The following is a 26,393-nucleotide window of genomic DNA, read 5'->3' as shown; positions in this document are numbered from 1 at the left end:
CCTCGGACGAGGCCGCGGCCTGCGCGCGGCGACCCGCGCGGGTGCCGGCGGCGCGCTCGGACGCGCCCCCGCGGAGGCTCGACCGGAGGCCGGTCGCCGCGTTGGTCGGGCCGGACGACGGTCCGTCGGCCACGGGCGGCTTGGGCGGCGCGGGGCGCTCGGACCGGGCCTGCGGGGCCTGGGCGACGACCGGCATCTTGCCCGTGAGGGCGTAGCCGACCTTCACGCCCTCCTCGAAGGCGTCCTTGGGCGCCGAGGACCCGCCGGTCACGCCGCCGGTGACGCCCGTGTCCATCGACGTGCTGACCGAGCCCTTCATCGAGCTCGTGATGGTGCCGCCGATCGGCGCCGACTTCGGGGCCGGCAGGCCGGGTGGCAGGTGCACGACGAGCGGCGACACGTCGAGGAACTTGCGGCCGTCGTTCGAGTTCACGACGCCCATCTTCAGCACCTCGACGGGCATCGAGGGCTGGCGCAGGAAGTCGACGGCGTTGAGGATCTCGTCGGGCGCGTTCTGGCAGATGATGATGAGCCGCGCGCCCCCGCCGCCGTTCTTGCCGGCCTGCGTGCGGGTGATCGGCACGCTGTCGTAGAAGGCGGCGACGTCGTGCTGGAACGAGCTGGCCCCGCCGCGGTAGCGCGCCGCGAGCTCGGCGCGGGTCAGCCGGCCGGCGGCGCCGGCGTGGTCGAGCGCCTTGGCGAGGTTCTCCCGGTCGAGGTCGGCCACGAGCTCCACGACGACGGGCGAGCCCGACGCGTCGAGGGCGAGCAGGTGCGGCTCGTCCGGGCCGGAGCCCTGCGCGATCGGGAAGACCTCTTCACCGAGGAGCCCGTCGATGTGGGAGTCGACCACCTGGTTGGCCGTGGTCTTCAGGCCGGGTTCGGAGCCGTCCGGGCCGTTGGCCGACGTCACGAGGAGTGGCCGTTGGGTATCGACCTCGAACAATGGCATCTCGTGATCTCCCAGGGTCCTGCGGCATCGGTCCGCCTTAGCCTAAAGGCCGGTGGCAAGTGTCCGGAAACACGGGGGTGAAGGTGTAGTGAGACTTGTCCCGGGGTCCTGTCACGTCTAGGGTCCCGGGCCATGACGAGCGCCGCGCCCACGCTGTGGCCCGTCCTGCTCGCCGGCCTCGTCGCCGGGTACGCCGTCGCGCTGCCGGTGGGGCCCGTCGCGTCGTACCTCGTGGGGCTGGCCGCCCGGCACCCGTGGCGGGTCGGCGTGGCCGGAGCCCTCGGGATCGCGACCGTCGACGGCGCCTACGCCCTGGTCACCGGCCTCTTCGGCACGGTCGTCGCCGACCTCGTGCGACCCGTCGCCGGTCCGCTCCGGGTCGCCTCCGCCGTCGTGCTCGTGGTGCTCGCCGCCCACGGCGCGTGGACCGCCTGGCGCGAGCGGGCCGCGTCGGACGGCGAGGCGCGCACCGACCCGCTCAGCGCGCCGCGCGCCTTCGGCAGGTTCGTCGCGATCACCGCGATCAACCCCGGCACCGTCCTGTTCTTCGCCGTGGTCGTCACCGGCGGCGCGCTGCTGCCCGACGCCGCGGCGACCGGCGCCGCGCCGGTCGCCGCCGTCATGTTCGGGGTCGCCGCGTTCCTGGCGTCGGCGTCGTGGCAGCTCGTGCTGGCCCTCGGCGGCACGCTGCTGGGCCGGGTCCTGTCCGGGCCGCGCGGCCGGCTGGGCACGGCGCTGGCGTCGTCGGGCCTGATGGTGGCCCTGGCGGTCGTCATGCTGCTGGGCTGACGCCGCCCGACGCCGCGCGGCCCCGGGCGCCTCAGGAGTGGCCGGTCTCCGACTCGTCGGCGGCCAGCCGCTCCTCGACCCGGGCGATCTTGCTGTCGATCTGCCCGGCGGCGGCACCCGGCCGGATGTCGGCCTTGATGACGAGGGACACCCGGTGCCCGCCGCGCGCGACGGAGTCGGTCGCGCGCTGGATCACCGGCATCACCTCGTCCCAGGACCCTTCGATCTCGGTGAACATCGAGGTGGTCCGGTTGGGGAGCCCGGACTCCCGGACGATGCGGACGGCCTCGGCGACCTGGTCGGCGACGGACTCGCCTGCGGTCATGGGGGCTACGGAGAACGCGAAGACAGCCATGCACCCATCCTGCCCCCTCCGGACGGGTCCGGGAGGTACTGACCGGTACGACGCGCACGTAGGCTCGACGCGTGAACGTCACCCTCCTCGCCGGCGGGGTCGGCGGTGCGCGGCTCGCGCACGGCCTCGATCTCGCGCTCGGCGCGGCACCCACCGGAAAGCCGGCCCCGGCCCTCACCGTCGTCGTGAACGTCGGCGACGACACCGAGCTGCACGGCCTCGACATCTCCCCCGACATCGACACCGTCCTCTACACCCTCGCCGAGCTCAACGACGAGGAGCGCGGCTGGGGTCTGCGCGGCGAGTCCTACGCGACCCTGACGGCGCTGAAGGACCTGGGCGAGGACACCTGGTTCACGCTCGGCGACCGGGACCTCGCCACCCACATCGTGCGGACGGCGCGGCTGCGCCGGGGCGAGCCCCTGTCCGCCGTCACGGCGCACCTGGCCGCCTCGATGGGCGTCCGCCCGCGCGTGCTGCCCGCCACCGACGACCGCCTCGCGACCCTCGTCGACACCCCGTCGGGGCGGCTCGGCTTCCAGGAGTACTTCGTGGGGCGGCAGCACGCGGACGCCGTCCTCGGCCTGCACTTCGACGGGGCCGACGCCGCCCGCCCGGCCCCCGGCGTGCTCGACGCGCTGGCCGCCGAGCTGGTGGTGCTCGCGCCGTCCAACCCGTTCCTGTCCATCGAGCCGCTCCTCGCGGTGCCGGGGGTGCGTCAGGCCCTGACGGACGCCCCCGGCCGGCGCGTGGCGGTCAGCCCCATCGTGGGCGGCCAGGCGATCAAGGGGCCGGCCGCCCAGATCCTGGAGTCGCTGGGGCACGAGGTCTCCGCCCTGGGCGTGGCCCGGATCTACGCGGGCCTCGTGGACGTCATGGTGATCGACGAGCGCGACGCGAACCTCGCCGGCGCCGTCGCCGACCTCGGCCTGACGGTGCACGTCACCGACACGATCATGGGCGGCCCACCCGGCCGCGAGCGCCTGGCCCGCGAGCTGCTGGCGTTCGCGTGACCAGCTCGCCCGGGCAGGGCGGGGGCACGACGGCGGTCGTGCCCCTGCGCGACGGCGTCTCGGGCAAGTCCCGGCTCGCCGCGGTGCTCGACGCCGGTGCGCGGCGTCGTCTGGTCCGGGTGCTGGCCCGGCACGTGGTGTCCACGCTGCTCGCGGCCGACGAGATCGGCCGGGTGGTCGTGGTGACGGCGGACCCGGTCTTCACGGGCGAGACGCTGGCCGGGCTGGCGGTCGAGGTGCTGGAGCAGCCCGCCGACCGGCCGGGCCTGAACGCCGCGCTGGAGCACGCCCGGGAGACTCTGGCGGTCGGCGGCGAGGGCTCCCGCCTCCTGGTCGCCCACGCCGACCTCCCGGCCCTGACCCAAGCGGACGTGGCGGCCCTGCTCACTGAGGAGGCCCCGGTGGTGGTCGCGACCGACCGCTACCGCTCGGGCACCAACCTGCTGCTCCTCCCCTTTGCGGACCTGGGCTTCCGGTTCCGGTTCGGCGTCGGGTCCCTGGCGGCGCACCTCGCCGAGGCCGAGGCCCGGGGGCTGACGGCGCGGGTCGTGGACCGGCCCGGCACCGCCGTCGACCTGGACACCGCCGACGACTGGTCGCAGCTCCCGGACGAGGTGCGGGCCGCCGTCGGCGCGCAGGTGCCCGGGCTGCCGAACTAGCCGGCTCCGGCCGCCTCGACCGCCGCTCGCAGGCTCCGGATCGCCTCCGGCAGCCGCGCGTCGGCCAGGTTCCCGTAGCCCACCACGAGCACGGTCGACCGGGCCGACGGCGCCGCCTGGTACCGCCGCACGTCGACCAGCGCGACGTCCCGGGCCGCCCCCTCGCGCACGACGTCGGCGGCGTCCACGCCGTCCGCCCCGGCCCGCACCCCGGCCAGGTCCACCGTCACGTGCATCCCGGCCGCGATCCCGCCGATCCGCGCGCCGGGCAGCTCGCGGTCCAGGGCATCCAGCAGCGCGGCCCGGCGTCGGGCGTACCGGGTGCGCGCCGCGCGCAGGTACCGCGCGTAGGCGCCGTCCCCGACGAACCGGGCGAGCGTGAGCTGGTCCAGCGTCGCCGGACCCGGCGCGGGGCCCCGGCGCACGGACACGTCCAGCACCGGGGCGCGCCAACGCTGCGGGACCACCATCCAGCCGATCCCGAACGCCGGGGCCAGCGTCTTGCTCGTCGAGCCGAGCAGCAGCACCCGGTCCGGGTCGAGCCCCTGGAGCGCGGGCACGGGCCGGCGGTCGTAGCGGAACTCGGCGTCGTAGTCGTCCTCGATCAGCAGCCCGTCCACCTCGCGCGCCCAGTCGAGCAGCACCGCGCGCCGCTCGTCCGGCAGGGCCGCGCCCAGCGGGAACTGGTGCGCCGGGGTGAGCAGCGCGGCGCGGGCCCCCGTGCGGGCGGCCTCGGCACGCAGCCGTGCGGGGGAGATCCCGGCGTCGTTCACCGGGACCGGCACCGGGGTGAGGCCCGCGGCGGCGGCGACGTCGCGCAGCGCGGCCCAGCTCGGGTCCTCGACGAGCAGGTGCGTGTGGCCCGCCGCGGCGAGGGCCGCCGCGATCCGGGACATGCCGTCGGCGGCGCCCCGGGTGAGCACCACGGCGTCGTCGGGCCCGGACACGATCCGGGAGCGCCGCAGGTGGGTCGCCACCGCCGCGCGGGCTGCCGGGTGCCCGGCGGGCGGCTGCGCGCCCAGGTCCTGGTTGGTCGCCTCCGCGAGCGCCTCGCGGGCCGCGCGGAGCCAGGCGTCGCGGGGCACGTGCCGCAGGTCGGGCACGCCGGGGGCGAGGTCGTGCGTCGCGCGCTCGGGTGCGCGTTCCAGCCGCGGAGAAGCCCGACCGGGACCGGCCGTCGCCCGGCCCGCCCCGCCGTCGGCCACGGGTGCGACCGCCGCGACCCGCGTCGCGGACCCCGTGCGTGCCTCCAGCACCCCCTTGCCCACCAGGTGCCCGTACGCCTCGGTGACCACCCAGCGCGAGATGCCGAGGGCGTCGGCGAGCGTGCGACTGGGCGGAAGGGCCGTGCCGGGGGCCAGGCGGCCGGAGGCGATGTCGCCGAGGATCGCCTCCTCCAACCGGTGCCGCAGCGCGCCCGGCCCGGGCACCGGGGCGATCAGCACGTCGGCAGAATTGGTCTGGTCCGTGGCCATGGCATTGGACCGTAGCACCAGACCGATTCCTCCCTAGCGTGGTGCGTGCCGGGCAGGAGCCCGGGACGAGAGGAGCTGACATGCGGTACCGCACGCTGGACAACGGGCACACGTCGTTCGAGGTGTCGACGCTGTGCCTGGGCACGATGTGGATGGGGACCCGGACGGACGAGGAGACGTCGTTCGCGATCCTGGACCGGTTCGTCGAGGCCGGGGGCACGTTCCTCGACACGGCCAACAACTACAACTCCTGGGGCGAGGGGTACGGGCGCGACTCCGAGGACGTGCTCGGCCGCTGGCTCGCCGCGCGGGGCAACCGCGACGGGCTGCGGATCGCGACCAAGCTGGGCGCGGCCCGGAAGGACCCGGCCCTGCCGCTGTCGACGACGCCGCCCACCAACTACCAGGGCCTGGGCGCGGCGACGATCGACCGGGAGGCGCGCGAGAGCCTGCGCCACCTGGGCCTGGACCACATCGACCTGCTGTACGGGCACGTCGACGACCGGGACACGCCGCTGGAGGAGACGGTCGGCGCGTTCGGCAAGCTGGTCGACGAGGGCATCGTGGGCATCCCGGGCATCTCGAACGTCGCCCTGTGGCGGGTCGTCGAGGCGCGGGAGACCGCCGCGCGGCTGGGAGTGGCGCCGTACGGCGCGGTGCAGCAGTGCCACAGCTACCTGTACCCGCGCCCGCAGCCCATCCGGACCAACTGGGCCACGCCCGAGCTGCTCGACTACGCCCGGTCCACCGGCGCCGACGGCCGCCCGGGCCTCACCGTGCTGGCGTACTCACCGCTGCACCAGGGCGTGTTCGGCCGCGACGACAAGCCGTTCTACGACGGGGCGGACCACGCGGGGTCCCGCGCCCGGATCACCGAACTCCGGGCCGTCGCCGCCGAGCTCGGCGCGACGCCCAACCAGGTGGCGCTCGCGTGGCTCCTGGGCGGCGAGGTGCCGGTGGTCCCCGTGTTCGGCGCGAGCAGCGTGGCGCAGCTCGACGAGGCGCTCGGCGCGGTGGACCTGGTGCTCGACGACGACGTGCGGGCGCGGCTCGACGCCGCGTGACGCCGGGTCACCACCCGCCGCGGTGCACCACCTCGTCGAGGGGCTTGCGCCGGCGGCGGGTGGGCGAGCCCTTCGCCCCGCCGTCTGCCGGGTGCCCGACGGCGACGACGCCGGTGATCTCGAACTCCTCCGGGATGCCGAGCTCGGCCCGGACCGCCGGCACCTCCCGCGGCGAGACGCCGAAGAAGCAGGCGCCCAGCCCCTCGTCGACGGCGGTCTGCAGCATGAGCAGCGACGCCATGCCGACGTCGACGTGCCAGAACGGGACCGGCCAGCGGGCCTCGTCGAGGTCCCCCCAACCCTTGTCCTTCTCGGCGTACCGCCGCAGGTAGGCGGCCTTGGACGCGAGCGCCAGCACGATCACGGGGGCGGTGCGCATGCCGTCGAGCCAGGCCGACATGTCGCGCTCCGAGTCGTCCGGGGTGGACGCCGCCCAGAACCGGTCCCGGTCCTCGGGCGCCTCCAGCACCACGAACGCCCAGCCCTGGCTGAACCCCGCGCTCGGGGCGCGGACGGCGTTGCGGGTGATCCGGTCCACGGCCTGCGCCGGGACGGGTTCGGCGGTGAACTTGCGGTGCATCCGGCGCGTGCGGACGACGTCCTGGAACTCCATGGCCGCATTCTCCCCTCCGGCCCCGGTTCGGCGTCCCACGAAACTGGTTGCCGCCCGGCGGCGCGCCCGCCAGTCTGAGGAGCATGACTCTTCAGGCGATCGAGCAGGCGACGCTGCCGTACGGGAACTTCGAGGGTTACCTCCACGGGTCCGAGGTGTCCGTCATCTTCGAGCGGGTGGCCGAGGACGGCACCGGCCCCCGGCTGCACCGGCACCCCTACTCCGAGACGTTCGTGATCCGGTCCGGCCGGGCGCTGTTCACCGTGGACGGCAACGAGTTCGAGGCCGTGGGCGGCCAGATCCTCGTGGTCGAGGCGATGGTGCCGCACAAGTTCCGGACCCTCGGCGCGGACCTCTACGAGGCGGTGCACATCCACGCCAACGACCGGTTCGAGACGGAGTGGCTGGAGTAGGGCCTACAGCCGGTCGGCGATGACCTCCAGCAGCGACTTGCCCTCGACGCCCATCAGGTCCAGCGCCTGGGTGCGGCACGAGAAGCCGTCGGCCAGGTAGGTGGTGCCGGGGGCGGCGTCGCGCAGGGCGGGCAGCAGCGCGTTCTCCGCGACCGCCACCGATGTCTCGTAGTGCCCCTTCTGCATGCCGAAGTTGCCGGCCAGGCCGCAGCAGCCCGCCAGCACCTCGATCTGCGCGCCACCCTGCTCCAGCAGCGCCTGGTCCGCCTCGTACCCCATCACGGAGTGCTGGTGGCAGTGCGGCTGCACGACGGCCGAGACGTCGGCCAGCGACGGCAGCTCCCACTCGTCCGGGGTGTCGTCCGAGGTCAGCAGCTCGGCCGCCGTCCGCGTCATGCGGGCCACGGCCTGCGCGCGCGGGTCGTCCGGGAACAGGTCGATCAGGTCGGAGCGCAGCACCGCGGTGCAGGACGGCTCCAGGCCCATGATCGGGATGCCGTTCACCGCGTACGGCCCCAGCACCTCCAGCAGCTTGAGCAGGCGGCGCCGGGCGCCGTCGAGCTGGCCGGTCGAGATCCAGGTCAGGCCGCAGCAGGCCTGCTCGTCCGGCACGATGACGTCGAACCCCGCGGAGGTCAGCACCTTCAGGGCCGCCTGCGGGACCGTGGGCGAGAGCGCGTCGCTGAACGAATCGGTCCACAGGACCACCTTGGGCTTGGTCGCGAGCCGCGCCGCCGTCCTGCCCTCGTGCCCCGGCTCGCCCGTGACCGGCAGCCCGGGCACGCCGTGCGTCGCGCCGCCGCGCGCCCACCACTGGCGGAACGGCACCTCGGCGAACCTGGGCATCGACCGGCGGGTGTCCATGCCGCCCGCCCACAGCACCGCCTTGCCGATCCACCGCACGCCCAGCAGGGCGTTGACCAGCTCGGGGACCGCGCCTGCGAGGCGCGCCCAGCGCGGCAGCCAGCCCAGGGCGTAGTGGTCCACGGGCCGCAGCTTGCCGCGGTAGGTCCGGTACAGGACCTCCGACTTGTACTGCGCCATGTCCACGCCCGCGGGGCAGTCGCTGGAGCAGGCCTTGCAGGAGAGGCACAGGTCCAGCGACTCGCGGACCTCGGGCGCGGCGAGGCCGCCGACCAGGGTGCCGTTCACCGCCTCCTGCAGCACGCGGGCCCGCCCGCGGGTCACGTCCTTCTCGTCCTTCGTGGCCTGGTAGCTGGGGCACATGAAGCCGCCGGCCGCCGAGTTGTCGGCCCGGCACTTGCCCACGCCCACGCAGCGGTGCACGGCCGTGGTCAGGTCGTTGTGGTCGTGCGCGAACGAGAACCCCTCGTACCCGGACTTGCGCCGCACGCCGTGCCCCGAGCCCTTGCCGACCAGCGGGAGCTTGGTGCGCACGGCCGCGGCGGCCGGACGGCGCAGGTCGTCGTCCACGGCCCGCGGCCGCACGACGACGCCCGGGTTGAGCAGGTCCTTCGGGTCGAACAGGGCCTTGAACCGCTCCATCAGGGCGATCGCCTCGGGCGAGTAGATCAGGGGCAGCAGCTCCGAGCGGGCCCGGCCGTCGCCGTGCTCGCCGGACAGCGACCCGCCGTACCGGGCCACGAGCTCCGCGGCCTCCATCATGAAGGTGCGCAGCACCGAGCCCGACGTCTCCAGCGGGATGTCGATGCGCAGGTGCACGCAGCCGTCGCCGAAGTGCCCGTAGGGCAGGCCGTCCACGCCGTAGCGGTCCATCAGCGCCTGCAGGTCGCGCAGGTAGGGCCCGAGCTTCTCCGGCGGCACCGCGGAGTCCTCCCAGCCGGGCCACGCCTGCTCCCCGGCGGGCGTGCGGCCGGCGAGCCCCGCGCCGTCGGCCCGGATCTGCCACATCTTGGTGGCGTCCGGCCCGGCCGGCAGCACGGCGGTGTCGAGCGCCGTCGACGCCGCGACGATCGCGTCCGCCCGGCCCAGCGCCTCGGCCTGCGACGAGCCGCCGACCTCGATCATGAGCCAGCCCGTGACGTTCGGGTCGCCCGCGCCGGGCAGGGGCGGGACGGACGTGGCGCCCTTGGCGCGGCGCACGACGTCGACCAGCCGCGCGTCGAGCCCCTCGATGGCGAGCGGCTTGTGGTCCAGGAGCCGCGGGACGTCGTCGGCGGCCGTGGCCATGTCCGGGTAGCCGAGGACGACGAGCGTGGGCGCGCCCGGCACCTCGACCAGGTTCAGCTCCGCCTCGAGGACCGTGACGAGCGTGCCCTCCGTGCCCACGAGCGCGCGGGCGAGGTTCGACCCGTTCTCCGGCAGGAGGTGCTCCAGCGAGTAGCCGGACACCTGGCGGCCGAAGCGGCCGAACTCCGTGCGGATCAGCGCGAGGTTCTCCCGGACCAGCTCCTTGAGGCCGGGCACGTCGGCGAACTCCGGGTCGCCCGAGCCCGCGGTGAACCGCCGCCCGGCGCCGTCGACCACGTCGAGCGAGACGACGTTGTCGGCCGTGCGGCCGTACGCGACCGCGTGCGGGCCGCAGGCGTTGTTGCCGATCATGCCGCCGAGAGTGGCCCGGTTCTGGGTGCTCGGGTCGGGCCCGAACCGCAGCCCGTGCGGCTTGGCCGCCGCCTGGAGGGTGGACATGATCGTGCCCGGCTGCACGCGGGCCGTGCCGCGCTCCGGGTCGATCGCGAGCACCTGGTTCAGGTGCCGGCCCAGGTCGAGCACCACGCCGGGACCCACGGAGTTGCCCGCGACCGACGTGCCGGCGCCGCGGGCCGTGACCGGCACCGCCAGCTCGCGCAGCGCCCCGAGCGCCGCGACGACGTCGTCGGTGCTCTCCGGGAAGACCACGCCCTCGGGGACCACGCGGTAGTTCGACGCGTCCGTGGAGTACTCCGCGCGGCGGCGCGTGCTGGTGTCGACGTCGCCGCCCACGACGGTGCGCAGCGCGTCGGCGACCGCCTCGCGGGCGGCCTCCGCGGCGTGGTCCGCCTCGCGGCGTGCGGCCTTGCGGCGCTCCTCGCTCTCGGCGCGGCGGCGCTCCGCGTCCTCGGCAGCGCGGGCCTCGGCCTGCTCGCGCGCGGTGCGGGCGGCCTCGGCGTCGTCGGCGGTGTGGCCCTTGTCGTTCATGCCGTTCAGGGGTCGGGCGTCGTCGTGGGTCTGAGGTGGCACCCCGCGATTCTCGCACCACGGGGCGGCAGATCGCGTCAGGCGTTCACGGGCGCGTGGCGCGCCCGTGAACGCCCTGCTCAGCCCTCGAAGGTGACGTCGAGCGTGATCTGGCCGACGCCGGTCAGCGCCTTCGAGATCGGGCAGCCGACCTTGGCGGCCTTCGCCGCGGCGATGAAGCCCTCCTCGTCGATGCCGGTGGCGAACCCGCGCACCGTCAGCGCGCTCCTGCTGATGTAGAGGCCGCCGGCCGGGTCCGGGCCGAGCGTGACCACGGCCGTGACCTCGATCTGCTCCGGCGTGGCGCCGGCCTGGCCCAGCTCGTTCGTGAAGGCCATCGTGAAGCACGACGAGTGCGAGGCCGCGAGGAGCTCCTCGGGGCTCGTGACCCCGTTGGCCTCGTCGGCAGCGCGCGCCGGGAACGACACGTCGTACGTGCCGACGCCGGACGACGAGAGCTCGACCTGGCCCGACCCCTCCTGGAAGGTGCCGTTCCAGGCGGTGCGAGCGGTACGTGCTGGCATGGTGCACTCCTTGAAGATCGCGTTGTGACCTCGGACGGGTCCCTGCGTGCCCGACCCTACGACGCCCGCCGGGCAGTCGCGTCACGGCGTGAAGTCGAGGAGCTCCTCGTCCACCGCGATGACGGTCCAGCTGCTGCCCGCGGCGTCCGCCAGGTCGTACGCGGGGACCAGCAGCACGGCGCCGTCCGGCAGGGTGTAGCGCACCTCCGTGAGGACCGCCGACACGATCGTGACGTCCTCCACGGGCCACACGATCGGCCCGCCGGGGGCGGGCGCCTCCGCGGAGGCGTCGCCGTCCGACCCGGGCTGCCCGGCCCCCCGCGCCGCCGGCGCGAACCGCGGGTCACCCAGGCGCTCCACGGCCGCCTCCTCGCTGACCACCGGGTACGTGCCCAGGCTCGTGCCGTCGGCCGAGCGCACCTCCGCCGTCCGCGGCGTGTCCGTGAGCCCCACGCCCGCGTGGAACACGAGCCTCGTCGCGGAAGCCAGGTCGCCGCCCGCGTCGAGCGGCTGCACCCCCTCGGTCGCGGGCTCCTCGGGCGCCCCCAGGACCGAGGTCGGCTCGTCGTCCGTCCGGGACTCCGCCTCGCCGGACCCGGAGTCGGAGTCGGGCGCGGACTCGGCCGCCGCGCCGACGTCCTTCGCCGTGGTGGCCGTCTCCGGCCCGGACCCGCCCGCCAGGTAACCGCCGCCGCCCGCCGCGACGATGCCCGCCACGGCGGCGGCGACCAGCCACGGCGTCCGACGGCGGTGCCGCCGCACGGCGACCTCGTCCACGCGCGTCGTCCCGACGGGCTCTCGACCGGCGGTCTCCCGCCCCGACCCGGGCCCAGCCCCGGACCCCGACCCCGACCCCGACCCCGAGATCAGCGCGTCGACCTTGGCCCGGAGCACGCCCTCGACCGGTTCGGGCGCACGCTTCGCGGGGTCAGCCGCCGTCAGGCGATCGAACGCCGGGTCCTCCGGTCGCTGGTGCTCGTTCATCGCTGTCCCTCCGTGCCGTGCCCGGCTCCGCGCCGTCCACACCCTCTACATGTGCTCATGCGTCCACCGCTTGCTCGTGCGCGTCCCACGCGTCGCGCAGGCGGGCCCGGGCACGGGACAGCGCGGCGTCTGCGCCGCCGCGGGAGATGCCCAGCACCTGGGCGAGGTCGTCGCCCGACAGCCCGTCCCAGGCGACGAGCAGGAGGATGCGCCGGTCGCGCGCGGACAGCCGGGACAGGACCTGGCGCACGGCGTCGTCGTCGACGGCGAGCGTCGCGGGGTCCACGTCGTCGGGCTCGTCGGGAACGATCGCGACCGGCAGGGCGCGCATCTTGCGCCGGTGGTTCGCCAGCACGTAGCCAGCGGTGCGGTAGAGCCAGGGCAGCGCCGCGGCGTCGGGCACGTCGTCGCGCCGGCGCCACGCGGTGGCGAGCACCTCGGCGGCGAGGTCCTCGGCGTCGGAGGCGCGGCCGCCGTCGGGCAGCCGGCGCACGAAGTAGGAGTAGAGGGCGCGCGAGTGCGCGTCGAAGAGCGCGCCGAACCAGGCTTCGTCGTGCTGCGGCGGTTCGTCGTGCGGGGCGCCGGGGCTGTCGTCCACGACCTCACTCTGTCGCGGGTGCCGGGATCCTTGCACCCCCGGACACAGGAGAACCCTGTCGGGACTGGTCCGTCCCGCCGGGGTTCTCCGTCAGCGTGCCTCAGGGCACCTCGGTGCGCCTCGGGTCAGCAGGCGCCCAGGTCCTGCCACACGCCCCACTCGCCCGTGGTCCCGGGCGTCTCGCCCTGGGTCCACCACTTGGCGCGCCACTCGTGGCCGCCGTGCGAGACGGTGTTGCCGCCCACGTAGACGGAGGACGCGGCCCAGGCGGCCGAGGTGCAGGCGTCACCCGGCGGGTCGGTCGGCGGGTCCGTGGGATCCGTCGGCGGGTCGGTCGGGTCGGTCGGACCGCCGCCGCCCTCCACGGGACCCGGGGTGCCGGAACCGAGCACGTTCCACAGCGCGCCGGTCAGCGCGCCGGAGCGGTCACCCGAGAGGTCCCACCACATGGCGCCGCCGAGCCCCTCGGACCGGATGTACTGCGCCTTCTTGGCGACCGACTGGTCGTTGTCGTAGGACCACCACGTGTTGCCGTCGTGCCGCCAGGCGGCGCCGAGGTTCGCGTCGTAGTACCCCGTGCCCACGTTCTTGATCACGTCGTAGTCGTTGATGCCGGCCTCCCACTGGCCGGGAGCGGCACCGGTCGCGGTGCCCCACGCCGCGGACGACGTCGCACCGGTCCAGCCGCGGCCGTACATCGCGAGGCCGAGGCCGAGCTGCGCGGGGTCGATCCCGGCGTCGGTGTAGGTCCGCACGGCGAGGTCCGCGCTGAACTGCCGGGCCTCCTCCCGCGGGTCGGCGGGGTCGTGGTAGAGGTTGCCCTGGTGGCCGGTGAGCGCCGGGTCCCACGCGCCGTGCAGGTCGTAGCCCTGGACGTTGCCGAAGTCGAGGTAGTCGAAGATCGCCGGGTCGTTCCAGCCGCCGTCCTCGATGTCGGCCGGGTTGGCGGGCAGGAACGCGGAGAGCTCGTAGTCCTTGCCCGTCGTCGCGCCGAGGGCGTCGAGCTGCTCCCGGAACTCGGCGAGCAGCAGCTTGAAGTTGCGCGCGTCGTTGACCTCGTCGACGTGGTTGCCCACGTTGCCGTTCTGCGAGCCGGGCCACTCCCAGTCGATGTCGAACCCGTCGAAGACGCCGGCGGCGGCGCCGGTGCCACCGCGGCCGTCGATCACCGGCAGGTTGCCCTTGATGAACATGTTCACGCAGCTCGACACGAACTTCTCGCGCGAGGCGTCCGTCGCGGCCGCCAGCGAGAAGTTCTTGGACCAGGTCCAGCCGCCGATCGACATCAGGACCTTGAGGTCCGGGTGCTTGGCCTTGAGCTGCTTGAGCTGGTTGAACGACCCGGCCAGGGGCTGGTCCCAGGTGTCGGCGGCGCCGGACACCGAGTTGGCCGCCGTGTAGCCCATGCCGTAGTCGGCCCAGGCGTCGCCCGCGCCGTCGGACCCGTTGGGCCCCTCGCCCTGCGCCTTGTTGGCCTCGAAGCACTCGAGGTTCTGGTGGTGGATGTTGGCGAACGCGTAGTTGATGTGGGTCAGCTCGTCGGCCACGCCGGACGTGTCGATCTGCTTGACCTGGTAGCCGCGCCCGTACACGCCCCACTGCGTGAAGTAGCCGACGCTGCGGAAGCCGTTGATGGCCGAGGTGCTCGCACCGGCGGCCTCGGCCTCGGCCGCGTTCGCGTCCCGCAGGCCCACGCCCGCCACGGCGGCGGAAGCTGCCACCGCGAGGGCGGCCACCCCCGCGAGTATTCGTCGGGTGGTCTTACTGGCACCTGATAGCGGTTGGTACGTCGAGTCCATCGTCTTCCCTCTCTGGTCCGGTCGTCGATCCGGCAACGGTGGTCGCGCTGGTCACGCTCCGTTAAAAGTAAGGAAACCTGCGTTAACGGGAAATAAGGGGATTCCACACGGTGGGACTACGTAGTGATACGGGACGGTCGACGCCGGGTTGTTTCGGTGTGAAACCTTCGCCACCGAAACAACTTCGTGCGGTATCAGGTACCCGGGCGGCACGAGGAGGGGCAGGATCCCAGGACCGGGGCCACATCGCAGCAAAAGTCGCACGCTCAGGTTGATGCGGGTGAAACGTGTGGAGGTCATACTTGCGAGCACCGTGAACGAATCCGGGAGGCTCGACGATGACCGCGCTGCCGCAGCAAGTCGTTTTTCCGCTCCCCCTCGGTGACCGCACCGTGGCCCCTCACGTCGCGTGCGAGCTCACGCGCGTGGTGGGTGACGAACCTGGATGTGTGGACCAGACAGCACGGATGCTCGACGAGGAGCATCTGGTGGGTACGGCGCTGATGCCGGACCCGCTGCCTGCCGCACGCGCGGTCCGCGAGGCCGTAGGCCCGCTCGGCCTCGACGACGACGCACGCCGTGTGCTGCTCGTCGCCGCAGTCGCCGTGGTGGACCGCACCGAGCTGTTGCTCGCCGCGTCGGGCACAGACATCGACACCCTCATGGCCGGCCCAGCCGGCCGCCACCTCCATCTCGTGGGCGGCCGGTTCCGCTTCCACCATCCGCGCGTCCGGTCGGTGGTGCACGACGACGCCGACCTCGCCTCCCGCACCGCCGCGCACGTCGCGCTCGCCGAGGTGCACCGCAAGGCCGACGAGCCGCTCATCGCGATGTGGCACACGGCCCTGAGCACGCTCGCGGGCGACCCGCTGCTCGCGGACGGCCTGGTCGAGCTCGCCGAGCAGCACCTCGCGCGCGGCGACGTCCACCGCGCGCACGAGGTGGCGCGCGAGGCCGCGAGCCACGGCACCGACCGGGTGCGGTCACGCGCCTTCGCGGTGGCCGGGCGGGCGGCGCTGTGGGCGGGCCACGTGCACGACGCCGTCGTGTACCTCCGCCGCGCGACCAGCCCCTCGGACGCCGGCTCGTCCGCGGCCGGCGCGCCCGACGCCGCCCGCTCGCTCGGCATCGCGCTGGCCCTCCTGGACGGCCGGCCCGACGCCGTCGTCCCCGAGGACGCCGCCGGACCCGACCGCGCCGCGATCGCCGCCGCCCGCAAGACGATCCGCCTGCTCGACGGCGCGCCCGGCGAGGCCGCCGCGATCCTGTCGGAGGTGGCCGAGCTGGCCCCGGCACGCCAGCCGGGGTGGTGGTTCGACGGTCCGGACGAGGCCCTGACGCCGCTCGCCGAGGCGCACCTCCGGGTGGCGCAGTCGTACCTGGCGCTGCGGCTCGGCAACATCACCGAGGCGGCCTCGGTGCTCGACGACGCCGTCGAGCGCCTGCCCGTGGCCCTCGCCTTCGGCGGCCTCGGGATCGCGCTCGCACGCCGCCTCGACCTGGTCCGGGACGGACACCTGCGCCGGGCGACCACCGCGCTGGAGGCGTCGGTGCCCGGCCAGGTCGCGCCGGTGGTGCGGGCGGCCACCCTCGGCGACCGGGCCCAGACCGCCGTCTTCGACGGGCGCTGGGTGGAGGCCGCGACCCTGCTCGGGCTCGCGGCCGAGCGCGGCGGCGACGAGCTGCGCCGCCTCTGGCTGCCCACGCCCGACCCGGTGGAGCTGCTGGTGCTCGCCGGGCAGGACCGGGCCGCGCGCCGTTCGCACGAACGCCTGCGGCTCCGCGTGCTGCCGTCCGTGGGCTCCGACCCGGGCGGCGGCTATCCGACCGGGGCCGGCCACACCGGGACCGGGCACGCCGGCCACACCGGTCCCGGGCTCGCCGGGCCCGGCATGTCGGGCGGCGGCTTCTCGGGCGGCCCCATGCGGCGCCGCCGGCTCGACCTGGCGCGCGCCGAGCTCGCGCTCGCCGACGCGTCCGGCGTGAACCGGGCGCGCGAGCGCGCCGTGGAGGCGTCGCTGCGCGTGGGCTCCACCTTCGAGCGGGGTCTCACCGAGCTGGTCGCCGCCCGCTCCTTCGCGCGGCTCGGCCTGCCCGGCGACGCCGCCGCGCACCTGCTCGGCGCCCACGAGCTGTTCGAGGAGTCCGGCGCCAAGGCGTGGGAGCACATCGCCGAGCAGGCGCTCACCACGCCGGGGTTCGTCCGCGAGGCGCCGGGCCAGGCAGGCTCGGCGCCCGGCGACGGTCGCGCCGCCGAGGCTCCCCCACGGCCCGACGTCGGCCGGCCGCGGCGGGAACCGGCGGGGCCGGTGCCGACCGAGGCACCGGGCGAGCCGGTCGTCGACGCCGGGGAGGAGCTGTGCGGGCAGTGGACCGACCTGCTCACCGAGCGGGAGCTGGACGTCGCGCGGCTCGTGGTGCAGGGCCGGACCAACCGGCAGGTCGCCGCGAACCTCTACGTGTCGGTCCGCACCGTTGAGGTGCACCTGGGGCGGGTCTTCCGCAAGCTCGGGGTGCGCTCCCGCACGGAGCTGGCGGTGCTGGCTCTGCGCGGGTAGGCCTCAGGCCTCCAGGAGGACGGTCACCGGACCGTCGTTGACCAGCTCCACCTGCATGTCGGCGCCGAACCGGCCGGTCTCGACCGTCAGGCCGCGCTCCCGCAGCGCGGCCACGACGGCGTCCACGAGCGGTTCGGCGACCGGCCCGGGCGCCGCCTGGTTCCACGTGGGGCGGCGCCCCTTGCGGGCGTCGCCGTACAGCGTGAACTGGCTGACCACGAGCACCGGCGCGCCGATGTCGGCCACCGACTGCTCGTCCTGGAGGATGCGCAGGTCGGCGATCTTGCGGGCGATGGTCTCGACCTGGGCCGGGCCGTCGTCGTGCGTGACGCCGACCAGGGCCAGGATGCCGGGCTTGTCGATGGCGCCCACCACCTCGCCGTCGACCACCACGGACGCGCGGGTGACGCGCTGGAGCACCGCCCTCACCGGCGGCCCTCCGCGTACTGGTCGGCGAAGACGGCCCGGACCTCGCCGACCGGCCGGCCGCCGCCGAGCACCGGCACGCGGCCGAGCCCGTCCAGACCGCCGGGGTACACCCCGGGCAGGCCCGCGGCGCCCGCGGCGCGCAGCGCGGCCGCGAGGATCGCGGGACGCGCCCGGGCGGAGCCGTCGAGCACCTTGAACGCGATCGCGGAGCCGTCGGGCAGCCCGGCGGCGTAGACGCCCTCGGCGCCGTCCTTGGCGACCAGGCCCGGCACGGCCTGCATGGCGAGCGTGACGTCGCGGCCCGTGCCGCCCACCATGTCGGGGTGCGCGGAGATCGCGCGGGCGGCCCGCGCCTCGTGCGAGCGGACGTCCTCCGTCGGCGCGGCGCCCAGGGTCGAGAAGGCGCGCGCCAGGCCGAGCAGCGTCGTGGAGAACAGGGGCGCCCCGCAGCCGTCGACGGTGGTGTGCATGACGAGCTCGGCGTCGCCGGTCATCTCGAGGATGGTGCTGCGCACGGCCCGCTGCAGCGGGTGCTCGGGCGACAGGTACGTCTCGATGTCCCAGCCCTGCGTCAGGCAGGTCGCGAGCATCGCCGCGTGCTTGCCGGAGCAGTTCTGCGCGAGCGGCGCCGGGCCCGGCCCGCCGTTGTGGGGCGCGACGTGCCACTCGAGCGCGGCCGGCGGGTAGAGCGGCAGGTCGGGCGTGTTCTGGAGCGCGCCCGAGCCCAGGCCCACGGAGCCCAGGATCTGGAGCACGCCCTCCAGGTGGAACTGCTCGCCGTTGTGGCTCGCCGAAGCCAGCGCGAGCAGACGGTCCGGCAGCTCCAGGCCCGCGCGCAGCATCGCGAGGAGCTGCAGCGGCTTGAGCGACGACCGCGGCCAGACCGGCGTGGTCGGGTTGCCTACCTGGAGCACCGGCCGCCCGGACGGGTCGAGCACCACGAGGTGCCCCAGGTGCACCGACTCCACGAGGTCGCCGCGGATCACCTCGGCCAGCGGCGCGGCGTCGTCGAGCACCGCGCCCGACGTCGACGCCGCACGGCCGACCGCCATGGGCGCCGTCACCATCCGCCCTGCGGACCGCGCGGCTTGTTGCCCGTGCCGTACGGCTGCAGGCGGGGGCGCACGTCGGCCCAGTAGACGATGGCCGGGACCACCGCGATCACGTTCAGGAAGGAGCTGGCCGTGATGAAGCTCGGCGGCAGCCCCAGGAGTCCGAAGACGGCGGCCACGCCGAGGATCGCGAGCCAGATCGGCTTCGAGAGCTTGCCCTCGGACGTGTAGGCGTGGGCGGGACGACGGATCGCGTCGACCAGGGCGATGACCTGGGCCGCGAAGACGATGACGCCCAGCACGATGAAGACGAACGTTTGGAGAGCTCCGAACACAGGACGAGCCTACGGCAACCGGGGCGGCGTCTCGCCTGGTCCGGACGACTCAGCCGGCCTGGCGCGCGTCGTCCTCGTGCCTGGCCCCGAACAGCATGGTGGCGAGCATCAGCATGAACACCACCCAGCCGAGCACGCCGGGCAGCCAGACCCAGGACCAGCTCACAGTGGTGCCCACGACGAGCGCGGCGACGCCGGTCAGGCTCCATACCACGACGGTGTAGATGCCGAACCGCGCGGCGGCCGCTGGGTCGCGGTCGAACCGGGTGCCGGCCTGCGCGTGCACGGACTCCTCCGCGAGCGCCCACTGCTTCTTCCGGTTGGTGGTCGTCGCGGCAAGCCACGAGAGCAGCACCACGCCCGCCACAAGCACGAGCCCGTCCAGGACGAGCCACCCGTTCGTCCCGCCGAACAGGTGCACCAGGGCGAGCAGCGCCCCTACCAGCACCAACCCCCAGCCGACGCCGAACAGCGCGGCACGCCGGCGGGGCACCGGGTGGCTGGCCGTTGTCTCCTGGCTCAGCGAGCCGCCCACGATCCAGCCGAGCGCGCACCCGGCGACGAGCGCGAGCACCGTGGGCAGCAGGGGCCCGAGGTCCCGGTGCGCGTAGCCGACGGCGGCGAACACGGTGCCCACCACGCTCGCCGCCAGCACGATCGACATCAGCACCACCGCCGCGACGAACGCCCCGGACGCCGGCACCCGGTTCCGAGTCATCAGCTCGAACGCGGACGGCGCTGGCCGCTCCGCCGCGCGCGGGCCCGCGTCCGCCTCGTCGACCAGCGCGCGCACGTCGCCGAGCTCGGCGACCGCGCGCCGCGCGGCGTCGTCGGGTGCCACGCCGCCGGCGGTCAGCTCGGCCACGCGGTCCAGGAGGTTCGCGCGGATCTCCTCCTTGAGGTCCTGCACGTCGGGGGTCGTCGGGATGCCCGCGAAGGCTTCGTCCAGCAGGCGGTGCACCGAGGTGTTCGTCATCAGGAACCTTTCAGGTCGAGGAGGGAGTCGATGGTGCGTCGCGTGGCCACCCACGCGTCCACGTTGCGCCGGTACACGGCACGCCCCGCGTCGGTGATGCGGTAGTACTTGCGGCGTCCGCCCTGGGACTCGTCGCCCCAGTAGGCCTCGACCAGGCCGTCCTTCACGAGCCGCCGGTAGGCCGCGTAGAGCGTGGCCTCCTTGATCTCGTGGTCGCCGCCGGTCGCGTCGCGGATCTGCTTGTAGATCTCGAAGCCGTAGCGATCCCGGACGCGCAGCACGCCGAGCACGATCGTGTCGGTGTGCCCGCGCAGGAGGTCGGCGGCGAAGGGGTCTATCACGCCAACTACTGTATCTGATCAAGTACCTGACGACAACAAGTTCTGTGCACAACCTGTGGACAGGCGCCTACAGCTCGGGCAGCGCCGCGCGCGCCTCGCCCGGGGTAGCCCCCGTGGCCTCCAGCGTGTCGACCACGGGCGAGCGCAGCAGCATCACGAGGGACTGCACCTGCCAGTCGCCCTCGCCCACGGTCCGCGGGTCCACCTGGGCGGCCACGGTGGTCAGCACCTCGCGCGCCCGTGCGGCGTCGCCCCCGGAACCGACGTCGGAGGCGAGGAGCCGCACACCCGACGCGAAGCCCTCGACCAGCCCGGCGACCGGCCGCACGTCGTGCTCCCCCTCGACCACCGGGAGCACACGGCGGGCCAGCACGCGCACCGACCGCATCGTCCGGTCCACGAGCACCGCCTGGTCCTCCAGGCGGGCGAGCTCGCCGCGGTGGATCCGCCCCACGGAGATCCGCGCCAGCTCGCGCGCGTCGCGCGCGGCCTCCTGCCACTCCGCGAGCACCGGCTCCGAGGCGCGCCCGCGCACGAGGGCCGCCCGGACGTCGTCCGCGTCGTCCGAGCGCAGGCCACGGGCGAGCGTCTCCAGGGTCTCTGCGAGCTCGGTCACCGCCTGCTCGGCGAGCGCCCGCGGACGCCGCCGGGTGTCGCCAGGCGTGAGCAGCGCGACCATGAGCGCGACGGCGCCGCCGACCAGGGCGTCGGTCCACCGGCCGAGCGGCCCGCCGGAGACCTGGGGCAGGCCCACCACGATGATCGCCTGGACGCCGGCCTGCGTGACCAGGAGCGCGCCCCGGTCGATGAACCGCGCGGCGACGGCTGAGATGAACAGCACCAGGCTGAGCTGCCACCAGCCCGAGCCGATCAGGTGCACGATCAGGTCGCCCATGGCGACGCCGACCGCCACGCCCACGGCCATCTCGGAGACCCGGCGCACGTCCCGCTGCGCGGTGAACCCGAGGAGCACCCACGCCGCGACCGGCGCGAAGAACGGCTGCTCGTGCCCCAGCACGTACCGCGCGATCAGGTACGCGACACCGGCGGCGAGCGACGCCTGCGCGATCGGGATGAGGCTCGCCCGCGCACGGGTCCAGCCCTGCCGCAGCCGGGTGCGCAGCATGAGCGTGCGCATGGCCTTGCGCCACATCTCGTCGGCAGGGCCGGGCAGTGAGGTCACGGTGGCATCCTGCCATCCGCCCTCACGCGTGCGTCAGATGAGGCTGGCCGGGCCGCGCAGGCCCGGGGTGAGCGGGCCGTGGGACTCCGGGCGGTCCACCGACATGCCGTCGCCGGGCACCACGATCTCCTGCGCCGCCGACACCTCGATGCCCTGCCCCGAGACCTCGCCGGACACGATGAGCTCGGTGTCCTCCGGGACGTTCCGCTTGAGCACGGCCAGGCCGATCGGGCCCAGCTCGTGGTGGCGCGCCATCGAGGTCAGCGTCCCCACGACCTTGCCCGGTGCGCCGTCCGACGCCGGCAGGCGCACCTCGGCGCCGGCCTCCGGGAGCAGGTGCTGCGAACCGTCGAGGTGCAGCATGACGAGCCGGCGCGGCGGGCGGCCGAGGTTGTGCACGCGCGCGACCGTCTCCTGGCCGCGGTAGCAGCCCTTGTTGATGTGGACGGCGGTACGCAGCCAGTCGAGCTCGTGCGGGATGGTGCGGCCGTCGACCTCGCGGGCGAGCCGCGGACGCCAGGCCTCGACCCGCAGGGCCTCGGTGGCCCAGGTGCCGGCCAGCGGCCAGCCCGCGGCCTCGCGGGCGGCGACCTGGGCCTCCAGCTCGGCGCGCGGCACCAGCACGAGCCGCCAGGGCCGCATCGCGCCGGGGTGCTCGCTCTCGGCCGGACCGTAGCGCGTGCCGCCGCCCACGACGTTCGGCCAGGCGTCGTGCCAGGTCACCGGCTCGCCCTCGGCGCCCTCCGCGGCCACGGGCTCGCCGATCGCCGCCCACTCGTCGGTGGCGTCCGTGATCTCGACGCGGAGCATGAACTTCATGCGGTCGAGCCAGCCGGCCAGGGCGGGCGCCGACTCGCGCTCGGTGATCAGCCAGGTGGCCTCGCCGTCGTCCACCACGCCCGCGGCGTGCTCGACGTGGCCCTGCGGCGACAGCACCAGGAGCTCGGTGCTGGTCCGGGGCGCCAGGCCGTCGAGCTGCTGGGACGTGATCGAGTGCAGCCAGCTCAGCCGGTCGGGGCCGGCGACGCGGACGATCCCGAGGTGGGACTGGTCGACCACGGCGCCGCCGCGCGACAGCGCGCGCTGCTCCGCCGTCGGGTCGCCGTAGTGCCAGGCGACCCCGGCGTCGGGCCCGGCGGCGGCGACCGCGCCGCGCCGGCTCAGCAGGGGGCTCTCGTAATCCATGCTCACCTCAGGTGCAGCGTCGTGGACGGGCGGGGCATTCCCGCTCGCGTGATTACTGCCGGTCCAGCTCCGCCGACGCGTACGAGCGCAGCGGCTCGCCGAACGCGGCGAGCTCCTCCACCCACAGCAGGCGGCCCTGGACCAGGCCGTACAGCCGCTTCGACGCCCGCACCTCGGACGCCGTCGACGTCCGCGCGATCGCGTCCGAGGCCAGGTCGATCCGCCCGTTGCCCACGGCGCCGATGTAGACGGTGATGCGCCCGGAGGCGTCGGCCGCGAGCACCTCGAGCGCGTGCTTGTTCTCCTCGAGGCCGTCGGGCCGGTCCGAGGACACGCGCCAGTAGCCGGTCTCCGTGGACCACACCGTGCCGGCCTCGGCCACCTCGGCCTCCGGCGCGTCCGCCTCGGTCGGGTCGCCCTCCGTCGGGTCCGGCACGGGGGCGGGCCACTCGCCGTCGGCGGGCAGCTTGTCGGGGACGACGCTCTCCAGCACCCGCAGCGTGGACTCGAACCGCAGGTACGGGCCGCCGTCGTGGTCGAAGACCAGGTCCTGCACGAAGGTCTTCTTGCCGATGCCGGGGTAGTCGATCACACCCTCGCCGCGCCAGCGGCCGACCAGCCAGGCCAGCGGGTACACCTCGGGCGAGAGCCCGTCGGGAAAGGTGAACGTCATCAGCGCTGGCCGGTGTACAGCTTGTAGACGACGTAGCCGGCGAACCAGGCGACCGCGACTGCGACCGCCACGATGAGGCCGGTGAAGATGAGCTCAAGGGCGTGGATCGACATGGTGCCGATCCTAACGTCCACGGCCTACAGTCGGCCCATGCGCCCGCTCGTGATCAAGACCACCTCAGGCCTGGACCGGCCCGAGGCCACCAACCAGGCCTTCACCGTCGCCGCGGCGGCCGTCGCGTCCGGTGCGGAGGTGAGTCTCTGGCTCACCGGTGAGTCGGCCTGGCTCGCCCTGCCCGGCCGCGCGGCCGCGCTCGAGCTCGAGCACGCGACGCCCCTGCCCCAGCTCATCGAGGTGGTCCTGGGCGCGGGCACGGTCACGGTGTGCACGCAGTGCGCGGCGCGCCGGGACATCACCGAGGCCGACGTGCTGCCCGGCATCCGGATCGCGGGCTCGGCGCTGTTCACCGAGGAGATCCTGCGGGACGACGCCCAGGCGCTGGTCTACTGACCGTCCTGGACCGCGCTCAGGCGCGGACCAGGCCCGACCGGCGCAGCAGCAGGTAGAGCTCGCACCCGAGGCACAGCCCGACGACAGCGTTGAGCGCCGCCGCGACGAACGCCGCCGCGGCCGCGATCGGCACGGCCGGGAGCACCCCGAGGAAGCCGAGGATCACGCCCACGCCGGTGACGAAGAGGCCCACGCCCTGCGCGAAGCGCGGCGGGCGGCGGTCCTCCATCTCCGTGGGCGGGCTGAGCCGCGGCCGCACGAACCGCTTGTAGAGCAGGCCCTGCCACGAGCCCTCGGCGCCGCGGATCGTGCCGAGCAGGAAGCTCAGCATGATGAACGTCAGCAGCCACAGCCCCGCGGTGCTCGCGCCCAGCAGCACGACGGCGGCCAGCAGCACCGCGGTGATGCTCGCCCCGACGCGCGGCCCTCGCGGGTCGATCCCCTTGCTCACGCTCATGACTGCCCTTCCCCGTCTGCCTGGACCGCCGCCGCCGGAACCCGGCTCAGCGCCTGTCGCGCCTGCGTGTCGGACACCACGCCGCTCATCCGCGCCACCTCGCGCCCGCCGCCGTCGACCACGAGCACCGTGGGCGTGCGGAGCACGCCGAGGGTGCGCACCAGGTCGAGGTGGTCGTCCACGAGCACCTCACGGTGCCCGACGCCGGGGCTCGCCCCGGTCAGACCGCCCAGGACCCGGGAGGTGGACCGGCACGCGGCACACACCTCGGCCGAGAACTGCACGAAGGTCACCCGGTCCGCGAGCGCGATCCCCGAGGAGGCCCAGTCGATCCCGACGGGCGTCTCGCGGGGCGCGCGTACGGCGCCCTGACGTGCCGACCACCACACGCCGAGCGCGGCGGTACCGAGCACCAGGACGACGAGCGCGATCACCTGTCCCAACATTCGCCCCACCCTGCCGTGCCTCGCTCGTCCAGACAAGTCCTCGTCCGCGATATGGATCCACCATGAGGCCGGTCACAGTGCGGGCCTCTGACCTTCTCGGGTGCCCGCCCACATGATTCCCTGGTCTGCACAACCAGTCGGAGCAGTATTTCTCGTGCCGAAATGCCACCCGAGCCGGCGACCCCCCGGTGGTAGCGTGCATGCATCCGCATATATAGGAGAATTGTCTAGGATGGAAGTTTTGCCAACTCGTACGTGGAATGGTCTGACCATCCCGGCGGCCGGGGTGTACCAGATCGACCAGAACCACAAGCGGCTCGGCTTCCTCGCCATGCACATGATGGTCAGTCCCGTCCGCGGCGAGTTCGCCGAGGGCGAGGCGACGGTCACCGTCGGCGAGGACCCGCTCGCCTCCCAGGTCACGTGCACCATCCAGGCGGCGTCGGTCGACACGCACGTGGACGAGCGCGACACCCACCTGCGCAGCGCCGACTTCCTGGACGTCGAGAACCACCCGACCATCGAGTTCCGCAGCACCGGGTTCCGGATGCGGACGCAGGTGGACCCGATCTTCTCGTGGGCCCGGCTCAAGGCGGGCACCGCCGGCCGGCGGCCGCACGACCCGATGCAGGCGGACGGCTCGTTCACCAAGTTCGTCATGGACGGCCTGCTCACCGTGCGCGGCGTGACGCGCCCGGTCACCCTGGAGTGCGAGTTCGGCGGCGTGGGGCACGACCCCTACGGCCAGGACATCTTCGGCTTCCACGGGAGCTGCGAGATCGAGCGCGAGGAGTGGGGCCTGCTCTGGAACGTCGCGCTCGAGGCCGGCGGCGTGCTGGTGGCCAAGAAGGTCCGCATCGAGATCGCCGGCGAGATGATCCGCCAGTCCTGACCGCGGCCCGCCCGGGGGTCACCTCAGAGGATGACCATCCGGCCCACGACGAACACGAAGATGCCGCACACCGCGACGGGCAGCGCGCTCGCCGAGAGCCCGGCCAGCCGCGCGCCGCGGGCGGGCAGCCGCTCCAGCAGCAGGTGCAGCGCCCCGACGACGACTCCCGCGACCAGACCGCACCACAGCCCGCTCACGGTGTCGATGTTGGGCAGCAGCGTCCCGGCCGCGCCGCCCACCAGCACGGCGGCGACGGCGGAGATGCCAAGCGCCACCCAGCCGCGCACCGGCAGCGCCGCCACGGCGGCGGCCACCGCGAGCGCCACCGCGCTCGTGACGACGAGCGCCGCCCCGGCGTCGGATCGCGCGGCGGCGATCCAGCCCGAGGCGGCGATCGCCGCGACGACGCCGGCCACGGTGCCCGACACGGACTCGGTGAGCTGGGGGCGTCCGTCACGGCGCAGCATCTGCGCGATGAAGGCGAGCACCACCGCGCCCGCCAGCACCATCGGCAGGTGGCGCAGCACGGGCTCGCCCTGGGTGAGATAGGTCGCGGCCGCTCCCCCGACGCCGCAGAGCGCCACGACCACCCTCGTGCTCCCCGAGGCGGGCAGGCGCAGCAGCGACGGCCAGCCCAGCGCGACGAGGACCGCCAGGACCACGGCCGCGCCCACGAGGGGCAGGGGCCGGGGCTGGACGTAGGACGCGGCGGCGACGAGGGCCGCGAGCGCGGCGGTCGTCACGGCGCGGGTGGAGACGGACACGGCTCAGAGTTTTCCAGAGACTTACCGAGTTGCCTCAATCGCGGCCCGGGGTGCCGCCGTTCCGGGCCCGCACAGGCCTGTTCCCGGGCCTTCTCCCGGGCCTGAGCGAGACGAGCAACACCCGCGTCATGCGAACGTCACGGGTCCTGACCAGCATGGTGGTGTCCAGGAAAAGGGCGTGTAACATGCACGCAACAAGCAACAGGGCAGACTTCC

28 protein-coding genes are annotated in these 26,393 nt (G+C 74.4%); 8 read left to right on the top strand and 20 right to left on the bottom strand.

Annotated features, from left to right (window positions below; translation table 11 throughout):
• Positions 1-952 (bottom strand): DUF1707 domain-containing protein (locus tag QRN56_RS25690; protein ID WP_502928839.1); only part of this gene is annotated, 952 nt, incomplete at its 3' end.
• A 132-nt stretch (positions 953-1,084) separates the two neighbouring features.
• Here QRN56_RS25690 and QRN56_RS25685 point away from each other — a divergent pair.
• Positions 1,085-1,741, top strand: coding sequence for a LysE family translocator (locus tag QRN56_RS25685; protein WP_285108093.1), 657 nt, complete (start codon positions 1,085-1,087; stop codon positions 1,739-1,741).
• Between the two features lie 31 nt (positions 1,742-1,772).
• Here QRN56_RS25685 and QRN56_RS25680 read toward each other — a convergent pair whose 3' ends face one another.
• On the bottom strand, positions 1,773-2,096 hold the full coding sequence (locus QRN56_RS25680; protein ID WP_020017921.1) for a thiamine-binding protein: 324 nt from the start codon (positions 2,094-2,096) through the stop codon (positions 1,773-1,775).
• 71 nt (positions 2,097-2,167) lie between these two features.
• Between QRN56_RS25680 and cofD the strand changes: the two genes are divergently transcribed.
• Both cofD and cofC read left to right on the top strand, forming a co-directional pair.
• Positions 2,168-3,109: a 2-phospho-L-lactate transferase gene (gene cofD / locus QRN56_RS25675; protein WP_285108091.1), complete on the top strand. Its 942-nt coding sequence runs from the start codon at positions 2,168-2,170 to the stop codon at positions 3,107-3,109.
• Positions 3,106-3,768 carry a 2-phospho-L-lactate guanylyltransferase gene (gene cofC / locus QRN56_RS25670; protein WP_285108089.1) on the top strand — a complete coding sequence of 221 codons (663 nt, stop codon included), beginning with the start codon at positions 3,106-3,108 and terminating at the stop codon, positions 3,766-3,768. The genes cofD and cofC overlap by 4 nt, the downstream gene beginning before the upstream one ends.
• Here the strand turns inward: cofC and pdxR are convergent.
• Positions 3,765-5,243, bottom strand: coding sequence for a MocR-like pyridoxine biosynthesis transcription factor PdxR (gene pdxR, locus QRN56_RS25665; RefSeq protein WP_285108087.1), 1,479 nt, complete (start codon positions 5,241-5,243; stop codon positions 3,765-3,767). The genes cofC and pdxR overlap by 4 nt on opposite strands.
• Before the next feature lie 80 nt (positions 5,244-5,323).
• On the opposite strand from pdxR, the gene QRN56_RS25660 reads away from it, so the two are divergent.
• A complete protein-coding gene (locus QRN56_RS25660) occupies positions 5,324-6,307 on the top strand; it encodes an aldo/keto reductase (protein ID WP_285108085.1) in 984 nt (327 codons plus the stop codon).
• A 7-nt stretch (positions 6,308-6,314) separates the two neighbouring features.
• Here the strand turns inward: QRN56_RS25660 and QRN56_RS25655 are convergent, their stop codons facing one another.
• Positions 6,315-6,920 carry a nitroreductase family protein gene (locus QRN56_RS25655; protein WP_285108083.1) on the bottom strand — a complete coding sequence of 202 codons (606 nt, stop codon included), beginning with the start codon at positions 6,918-6,920 and terminating at the stop codon, positions 6,315-6,317.
• A gap of 83 nt (positions 6,921-7,003) precedes the next feature.
• Between QRN56_RS25655 and QRN56_RS25650 the strand changes: the two genes are divergently transcribed.
• Entirely contained in the window at positions 7,004-7,333 is a 330-nt protein-coding gene (locus QRN56_RS25650; RefSeq protein WP_285108081.1) for a cupin domain-containing protein, read from the top strand.
• A 3-nt stretch (positions 7,334-7,336) separates the two neighbouring features.
• Here QRN56_RS25650 and QRN56_RS25645 read toward each other — a convergent pair whose 3' ends face one another.
• From QRN56_RS25645 to QRN56_RS25625, 5 genes are all read right to left on the bottom strand, one after another.
• Positions 7,337-10,432, bottom strand: coding sequence for an FAD-binding and (Fe-S)-binding domain-containing protein (locus QRN56_RS25645; RefSeq protein WP_285108098.1), 3,096 nt, complete (start codon positions 10,430-10,432; stop codon positions 7,337-7,339).
• A 119-nt stretch (positions 10,433-10,551) separates the two neighbouring features.
• Positions 10,552-10,995: an OsmC family peroxiredoxin gene (locus QRN56_RS25640; RefSeq protein WP_285108080.1), complete on the bottom strand. Its 444-nt coding sequence runs from the start codon at positions 10,993-10,995 to the stop codon at positions 10,552-10,554.
• A gap of 81 nt (positions 10,996-11,076) precedes the next feature.
• Positions 11,077-11,979 carry a hypothetical protein gene (locus QRN56_RS25635; protein WP_285108078.1) on the bottom strand — a complete coding sequence of 301 codons (903 nt, stop codon included), beginning with the start codon at positions 11,977-11,979 and terminating at the stop codon, positions 11,077-11,079.
• A gap of 55 nt (positions 11,980-12,034) precedes the next feature.
• Positions 12,035-12,577 (bottom strand): RNA polymerase sigma factor, encoded by a 543-nt coding sequence (locus QRN56_RS25630; RefSeq protein ID WP_285108075.1) that lies wholly within the window; start codon positions 12,575-12,577, stop codon positions 12,035-12,037.
• A 125-nt stretch (positions 12,578-12,702) separates the two neighbouring features.
• Entirely contained in the window at positions 12,703-14,313 is a 1,611-nt protein-coding gene (locus QRN56_RS25625) for a glycosyl hydrolase family 18 protein (RefSeq protein ID WP_285108073.1), read from the bottom strand.
• Positions 14,314-14,825: 512 nt separating this feature from the next.
• On the opposite strand from QRN56_RS25625, the gene QRN56_RS25620 reads away from it, so the two are divergent.
• Positions 14,826-16,934 (top strand): helix-turn-helix transcriptional regulator, encoded by a 2,109-nt coding sequence (locus tag QRN56_RS25620; protein ID WP_285108072.1) that lies wholly within the window; start codon positions 14,826-14,828, stop codon positions 16,932-16,934.
• 3 nt (positions 16,935-16,937) lie between these two features.
• Here the strand turns inward: QRN56_RS25620 and dtd are convergent, their stop codons facing one another.
• From dtd to QRN56_RS25580, 8 genes are all read right to left on the bottom strand, one after another.
• Positions 16,938-17,363 (bottom strand): D-aminoacyl-tRNA deacylase, encoded by a 426-nt coding sequence (gene dtd / locus QRN56_RS25615; RefSeq protein ID WP_285108070.1) that lies wholly within the window; start codon positions 17,361-17,363, stop codon positions 16,938-16,940.
• On the bottom strand, positions 17,360-18,415 hold the full coding sequence (locus QRN56_RS25610; protein WP_285108068.1) for an asparaginase: 1,056 nt from the start codon (positions 18,413-18,415) through the stop codon (positions 17,360-17,362). Before QRN56_RS25610 ends, dtd begins: the two co-directional genes overlap by 4 nt.
• Before the next feature lie 8 nt (positions 18,416-18,423).
• Positions 18,424-18,750, bottom strand: a complete 327-nt coding sequence (locus QRN56_RS25605; RefSeq protein WP_285108066.1) for a DUF2516 family protein — start codon at positions 18,748-18,750, stop codon at positions 18,424-18,426.
• A gap of 49 nt (positions 18,751-18,799) precedes the next feature.
• Entirely contained in the window at positions 18,800-19,726 is a 927-nt protein-coding gene (locus QRN56_RS25600) for a permease prefix domain 1-containing protein (RefSeq protein ID WP_285108065.1), read from the bottom strand.
• Positions 19,726-20,067: a PadR family transcriptional regulator gene (locus QRN56_RS25595; protein ID WP_285108063.1), complete on the bottom strand. Its 342-nt coding sequence runs from the start codon at positions 20,065-20,067 to the stop codon at positions 19,726-19,728. Before QRN56_RS25595 ends, QRN56_RS25600 begins: the two co-directional genes overlap by 1 nt.
• 67 nt (positions 20,068-20,134) lie before the next feature.
• Positions 20,135-21,250, bottom strand: a complete 1,116-nt coding sequence (locus QRN56_RS25590; protein WP_350224611.1) for an FUSC family protein — start codon at positions 21,248-21,250, stop codon at positions 20,135-20,137.
• A gap of 33 nt (positions 21,251-21,283) precedes the next feature.
• Complete coding sequence (gene ygfZ / locus QRN56_RS25585; RefSeq protein WP_285108061.1) at positions 21,284-22,435, bottom strand: CAF17-like 4Fe-4S cluster assembly/insertion protein YgfZ; 1,152 nt, start codon at positions 22,433-22,435, stop codon at positions 21,284-21,286.
• 52 nt (positions 22,436-22,487) lie between these two features.
• A complete protein-coding gene (locus QRN56_RS25580; RefSeq protein WP_285108059.1) occupies positions 22,488-23,108 on the bottom strand; it encodes a heme-binding beta-barrel domain-containing protein in 621 nt (206 codons plus the stop codon).
• Between the two features lie 150 nt (positions 23,109-23,258).
• On the opposite strand from QRN56_RS25580, the gene QRN56_RS25575 reads away from it, so the two are divergent.
• Positions 23,259-23,618, top strand: a complete 360-nt coding sequence (locus QRN56_RS25575; RefSeq protein ID WP_285108057.1) for a DsrE family protein — start codon at positions 23,259-23,261, stop codon at positions 23,616-23,618.
• Positions 23,619-23,634: 16 nt separating this feature from the next.
• On the opposite strand, the gene QRN56_RS25570 is transcribed toward QRN56_RS25575, so the two are convergent.
• Positions 23,635-24,075 carry a DUF4395 domain-containing protein gene (locus QRN56_RS25570; RefSeq protein ID WP_285108055.1) on the bottom strand — a complete coding sequence of 147 codons (441 nt, stop codon included), beginning with the start codon at positions 24,073-24,075 and terminating at the stop codon, positions 23,635-23,637.
• Positions 24,072-24,521 (bottom strand): TlpA family protein disulfide reductase, encoded by a 450-nt coding sequence (locus QRN56_RS25565; protein ID WP_285108054.1) that lies wholly within the window; start codon positions 24,519-24,521, stop codon positions 24,072-24,074. The genes QRN56_RS25570 and QRN56_RS25565 overlap by 4 nt, the downstream gene beginning before the upstream one ends.
• Before the next feature lie 232 nt (positions 24,522-24,753).
• On the opposite strand from QRN56_RS25565, the gene QRN56_RS25560 reads away from it, so the two are divergent.
• The gene (locus tag QRN56_RS25560; RefSeq protein ID WP_285108052.1) at positions 24,754-25,413 is read left to right on the top strand and encodes a YceI family protein; all 660 of its coding nucleotides are present in this window, start codon (positions 24,754-24,756) and stop codon (positions 25,411-25,413) included.
• 23 nt (positions 25,414-25,436) lie between these two features.
• Here the strand turns inward: QRN56_RS25560 and QRN56_RS25555 are convergent, their stop codons facing one another.
• Positions 25,437-26,177, bottom strand: a complete 741-nt coding sequence (locus QRN56_RS25555; RefSeq protein WP_285108050.1) for a hypothetical protein — start codon at positions 26,175-26,177, stop codon at positions 25,437-25,439.
• Positions 26,178-26,393: the final 216 nt, after the last annotated feature.

The sequence above is a fragment of the Promicromonospora sp. MEB111 genome, from assembly GCF_030209445.1.
Classification (GTDB): Bacteria; Actinomycetota; Actinomycetes; order Actinomycetales; family Cellulomonadaceae; genus Promicromonospora.
The sequence above is the reverse complement of the archived record's forward strand: the minus strand, read 5'-3'. Positions and strand labels throughout refer to the sequence as shown.